This window comes from Syntrophorhabdaceae bacterium, from assembly GCA_035541755.1.
In the GTDB taxonomy this organism is placed as follows: Bacteria; Desulfobacterota; Syntrophorhabdia; order Syntrophorhabdales; family Syntrophorhabdaceae; genus PNOF01.
This window is the reverse complement of sequence record DATKMQ010000092.1, coordinates 1-5036: the sequence shown is the minus strand read 5'-3', so window position 1 is coordinate 5036 and position 5036 is coordinate 1. Positions and strand designations below refer to the sequence as shown.

5 protein-coding genes and 1 riboswitch are annotated in these 5036 nt (G+C 52.9%); of the genes, 2 read left to right on the top strand and 3 right to left on the bottom strand.

Annotation, left to right across the window (positions count from 1 at the left end):
- From trpD to VMT62_08755, 3 genes are all read right to left on the bottom strand, one after another.
- The coding region (trpD, locus tag VMT62_08765) for an anthranilate phosphoribosyltransferase (GenBank protein ID HVN96506.1) at positions 1-1115 on the bottom strand (1115 nt) is incomplete at its 3' end.
- A 13-nt stretch (positions 1116-1128) separates the two neighbouring features.
- Positions 1129-2103, bottom strand: a complete 975-nt coding sequence (locus VMT62_08760) for an alcohol dehydrogenase catalytic domain-containing protein (protein ID HVN96505.1) — start codon at positions 2101-2103, stop codon at positions 1129-1131.
- Between the two features lie 96 nt (positions 2104-2199).
- A riboswitch (cobalamin riboswitch) is annotated at positions 2200-2337 on the bottom strand.
- Between the two features lie 394 nt (positions 2338-2731).
- Complete coding sequence (locus tag VMT62_08755) at positions 2732-2869, bottom strand: hypothetical protein (GenBank protein HVN96504.1); 138 nt, start codon at positions 2867-2869, stop codon at positions 2732-2734.
- 386 nt (positions 2870-3255) lie between these two features.
- Here VMT62_08755 and VMT62_08750 point away from each other — a divergent pair, with 386 nt between their 5' ends.
- Together VMT62_08750 and VMT62_08745 are read left to right on the top strand one after the other, a co-directional pair.
- On the top strand, positions 3256-4788 hold the full coding sequence (locus VMT62_08750) for an ATP-binding protein (GenBank protein HVN96503.1): 1533 nt from the start codon (positions 3256-3258) through the stop codon (positions 4786-4788).
- Between the two features lie 42 nt (positions 4789-4830).
- Positions 4831-5036, top strand: a 206-nt coding sequence (locus VMT62_08745; GenBank protein HVN96502.1) for a response regulator transcription factor, incomplete at its 3' end; no start/stop codon positions are given.

Genomic DNA, 5036 nt, shown 5'->3' with positions numbered 1-5036 from the left:
CCTGCCTCTGCTGTGATGGCAGCAAACCGCCTCAATCCCCTCTCTTCGTCGTCACACTGAACCATCGCCCATTGCCTAAGTTTCTCGAAGGCCCGTCCGGAAAAAACCAGCTCCTTCCCCCGCTCAATGCCCTCACGGATGCTGCGTGCTTTGCCGGTGAGATAGAAAATCGCTCCGGCGTTAAGGCAGGTCAGGTCTATGCAGGAGTCATGGCCCGTGCCGCTTATGACTTTCATGAATCGAACCGATTCCCGCCTCAGGTTTCCCAGAGTTGCGACGTCTTCATAGCTCGAACGCCTGAGACCAACGTCTTCGGGATTGATCGAGTAAGTTGTCTCCTTTCCGTCCGAATCAAACTCACAGATGACGCTTTCTCCCATGTTCGAAAGTTCATCGATGCCTTTCTCACCAGTAGCGTCAAGTCCATGGACGATCAGTCCTCTCTCATACCCAATCTCTCTCATGACTTCTGACATCTTCGGAAGGAGGCTGCTCGAATAGACGCCCCGCAGGGCATGGGTGGGCCTGCAGGGACCTGCCAGGGATGCGCTGATGTTCAGAGTAGACCCGAAACGGATCTGACCGAGGATTCGTGCCAGCGAGCGCGGATGGACCTTAGGGCTCGTCCCATTGAAAATTCCAATGCCGGCTTTGCGGATACTTTGGCACACCTTGTTCACATCGGCATCGACGTCGACACCTACGGCTTCGAGCAGATCAACCGTCCCGTACATCGATGTGAGAGCTCTTGCCCCATGGCGGGCCATGCGAACACCTCCAGCTGCAGCCACAACGGCGGCGGCCGTGCTGACATTGAAGGTCTTCAGCGCATCCATGCCTGTTCCGCAGTTTTCGACAAGAGGGGCCTCAAAGGTTTCATTGGCGGGGATGGTGTCGAACTCGACGATGGCCTGCCAAGCACCGGCGATTTCCTGAGCCGTTTCGCCCTTGGCAACCAGGGCTGCAAGGAACGCCCCTTGGTGCAGTTCGGGCTGGAGGTTTAACAGGATCTGCCGGAACGTTTCGTAACTCTCCTGCCGGGACAGATCTTTTTTGTCGATCAACCGTTGAATTGCCTTGCCGAATTGAATAAGGCTGTCATTATTGTATTCCATAATTCCATTGCCCCTATGGTCGCAATATGATTTTCATGCTCTGCCGCTCTTCAACGAGCCTCAATGCGGTTTCAAGCTCATCGAGTTGCATCCGATGGGAGATGAGGTCCTCCACAACAATGCGGCCGTTATGGATGAGATCGAGGGCCGAGATGCCTTGGCGATAGGCGCACCCGTAAGCTCCGACGATGGTCTGCTCGAAGTAATGCAAGCGGTTAAAGTCCACCGACAAAGCTGGTTCCGCAGGTCGTAGCCCCGAAAAAACGACCAACCGGCCACGGGGATTGAGGCTTGCGAGGGCTTCCTCGTATGCCGACTTTGACCCAACAGCCACGATGCACAGATCGTACTTCTCGTCGGCTGTTCTCTTTATTCCATTGATTCTCTGCCGTCGCTGGTCGTCAGGCTCTATGCAAACAGGGACAGCACCAAGAGCCGATGCCGCCCTGAAGAGCAGCGTTCCTGCGGGTCCGGCACCCCATATGGCAATGGTTTTCCCCATCCCGGAAGCGCCGAGTTCCAAAGCATTCAGGCAGCATGAGAGAGGCTCCGCGAAAACGGCGTGCTCCGCCTTCAACCCTTCTGGAACGGCTATGATGCTTCTCGCGGGCACGGTGACGTATTCGGCAAAACCGCCGTCGCGATGAAATCCCATGATCCGCATGTCACGGCATAGATTTTCCGCACCCGAACGGCAGGCCGGGCACTTTCCGCACCAAACACCGGGATAGACATATACCCTGTCTCCCTCCTTGAAATTGCTTACCGCTATACCAGTGCGATGGACGCTGCCCACCACTTCTTCCCCGGGGATTCGAGGCAGGACAAGGTCCCGATGTCCCTCCCGGATCAGTTTGAGATCGGTCCGGCACACGCCCGCCCCTTCCACTCGTATCAGGACTTCATCTTCAGTGGGTGGCCGAATCTTCGTACTGGCCACATCGAAACTTCCGATCTTGCGGACCATGATGCATTTCATTTTTTCCATTGGTCTTTCTCCTGCAATAAAAAAGGGCTCCAACAGCGCATAACGCGCGGCCGGAACCCTTTACCATCAGGTTCGTCATCTAAACAGACCCCGGTCGTCTTCTGACTTCCGGATTATCCATCGAACCATCGCCTTCCCATGACGGTGCGTGGGAACGTCCTTCACAGTGGCTTTTGAGATGGTCTGTGTCCCCGGTTACAGCGGCGGGACCGTCACGGATTCTCACCGTGTTCCGTTGCGGGGGTCTGCAATATTTTGATTTTCCATTTAGCGGTGATTTCCAAGAAAGTCAAGCCCTCTCGTTCCTCCAAGAATCTGACAGCTAGGATGCCGTTTTATCGCCTTCACCTACGAAACATTAAAATCACAGTTACATAAGAGTAACGATTACCGTTTAAAATAATTGAAAATTTGCAAAAAATCTCATTAGGCCATTTCGAAAATCCCTCACAATTTGTAAAATGATGGTTAAATCGTCGGGATACTTTACATGTAACGAATATAATCTAATTCTATGATTTCAAGGGGCAGCCCTCAGGGTTCGCCCCTTTGTTTTCTCATGGTGTACTTCGGTAAAAGAAATGCATGAAGCAGAGTCGATTGACTCTGCGTTTTTCCTTTCTAACGATTACCGATCGTAATCTGTTATGCAGAGCATGATCAATGCGCTGCGCACTTCAGGAAGCATGCGCGGCGCCGGTCCGATTGATCCTTCCAGACGCCACCTGAAGAGCCTTTTTTCAGCGATCAAAATGAAACCTTCCATGCCGTAATCCACAAGCTGCCGATCCCGAATCCGTTGCCTGACGGGCTTCCAAGACGTAGCGCCTGAGGAGTTCAATTGGTAATGAAGAGGTGTTTTTACGAGGAGATCAGGGTATGAACATAGAAATAGTAATGGAGGAGCAGGATTATATCTGACACTTCAGACATGGCAAAATTCCTGTATGACGGAAGAGTGAATGTTTCGTGGCTGAGATTGATCTCAGGTTTTTCTTACCTCTTTATTAGTCAAAATCTTATTTCAAGATACTATGAAAACTGATAATTGAAAAAGCATTTCGCAAACTTGGAGTGGCATGATATGAAAGTCTCTGCACCATCAGAAACAAAATAAACATTACATCCACCATACAGGCAAAAAGGTAGCGAATGAGATTCGATAGTATCTCGTTTAAGGGGAAAGTAATTCACTATTGCGCGGCCATCGGCCTGGCTGTAGCGGCCTACCTGTTTCGCCGGATACTGGTAGATTCCATTGGTGGCGAGCTACCCACTTACATCACCTTCTACCCTGCCGTGTTTATATCCGCCTTATTCGGTGGGATATGGGCCGGTTTTCTGGCCACTGCAGCGTCTGCACTGATCACAGCATACTGGATTCTCCATCCTGTCGGCAGTTTTGTAATCTCTTCTTTCTCCGATGCAGTCGGTATTGTTCTCTTTTCGTGTATGGGGGCATTCCTGAGCTTCGTCGCCGAGATGTACCGCCGCTCCCTGCAGAAGATTGCGGACTATGAAAAGAAACTGGCCTTGCGGGAAAGCGAGGAGCGACTGCACCTGGCCTTGCAGGCCGCGCAGGCGGGTTTCTGGGAATGGGATCTGCAGACAAATGAAAATCATTGGTCGGTGGAGCTGTGGAGGCTTTATGGGCTGGAGCCCCACAGCACCAAGCCCTCCTACGATGCGTGGCTGCAGACAATCTATCCCGATGACCGGATGAAGGCCGAAAGGGCCGCGCAGCAGGCGGCCAAGAATGGGACCGAACTGGTAGCCGAGTGGCGCGTGAACGATCCTGCCGGCACCGATCGGTGGCTAATGTCCAGGGGACGACCGCTTCGCAATGAATCAGGCGAGATCGACCGTTACATCGGCATCGTGACGGACATTACAGCACTCAAACGATACGAGCAGAAACTGCAGGAAAGTGAAGAAGTCTTGCGGGCAGCGAACGAATACCTCGAAGAGAGGGTCCGGGAGCGCACAATGGATCTGCGGATCCTCACAGAGCAACTCGAAAAGAGCCGGGACGATCTGCGTAAACTGGCTGCCGAGCTGGTTCTTACCGAGGAGAAAGAGCGAAAAAGAATCGCAGCGGTACTTCACGATGAAATCGCCCAAACCCTTGCAGCAGCCCGGACGCGAGTCGAGATGCTTCAGCGTCTGGTCGTCGATGAGGGCCGGCAGACTCTCGGGGAGGCTAAAGAGCTTCTCTCACAGTCCATCAAGGAAACACGCGCCTTGATGTACGATATTGGTAACCCCGTTCTCTATGACATGGGCGTGGATACAGCCTGCACATCGCTCGCAGACCGGCTGATGGCGATGCATCCCATCCGGATTCGATGCGATGTACAGGATTCGTTCAAAAGCCTGGACCGAAATGTGAAATTAATTTTGTTCCAGGCGATCAGGGAGCTGCTGAACAATGCTGTAAAACACAGCAAGGCACAGAATGTGAATGTCCAGATCGACTTAACCGATGGACGTATCCGCGCGGAAGTCAGAGATGATGGCGTGGGTTTCGATCCACAGACGCTCGGGGCGCCGACTGCCGAGGGCGGGTTTGGCCTCTACAGCATCCGAGAGCGGCTGCTGGCCCTCAGAGGAAGCATGCAAATAGAATCCAGCTCAGGCACCGGCACCGTGGTGACCGTGAGTCTGCCCGTGGTATGGATAGATTAAGAAACTGATGAATCGAATAATGAATAACGGAAGACCGAAAGAATGAGGAAGACAAGAATCCTTGTTGTTGACGATCACGAGATGTTCCGTGACGGGCTCAAGGGGCTGATCAACCAGGAAGCTGACCTGGAGGTCGTGGGCGAGGCAGAGAACGGTGAGATCGCAATCACATTAGCTCGTGAGCTTCAACCTGATGTCATCCTCATGGATGTCAAGATGCCGGTCATGGACGGCATCGAGGCTACGCG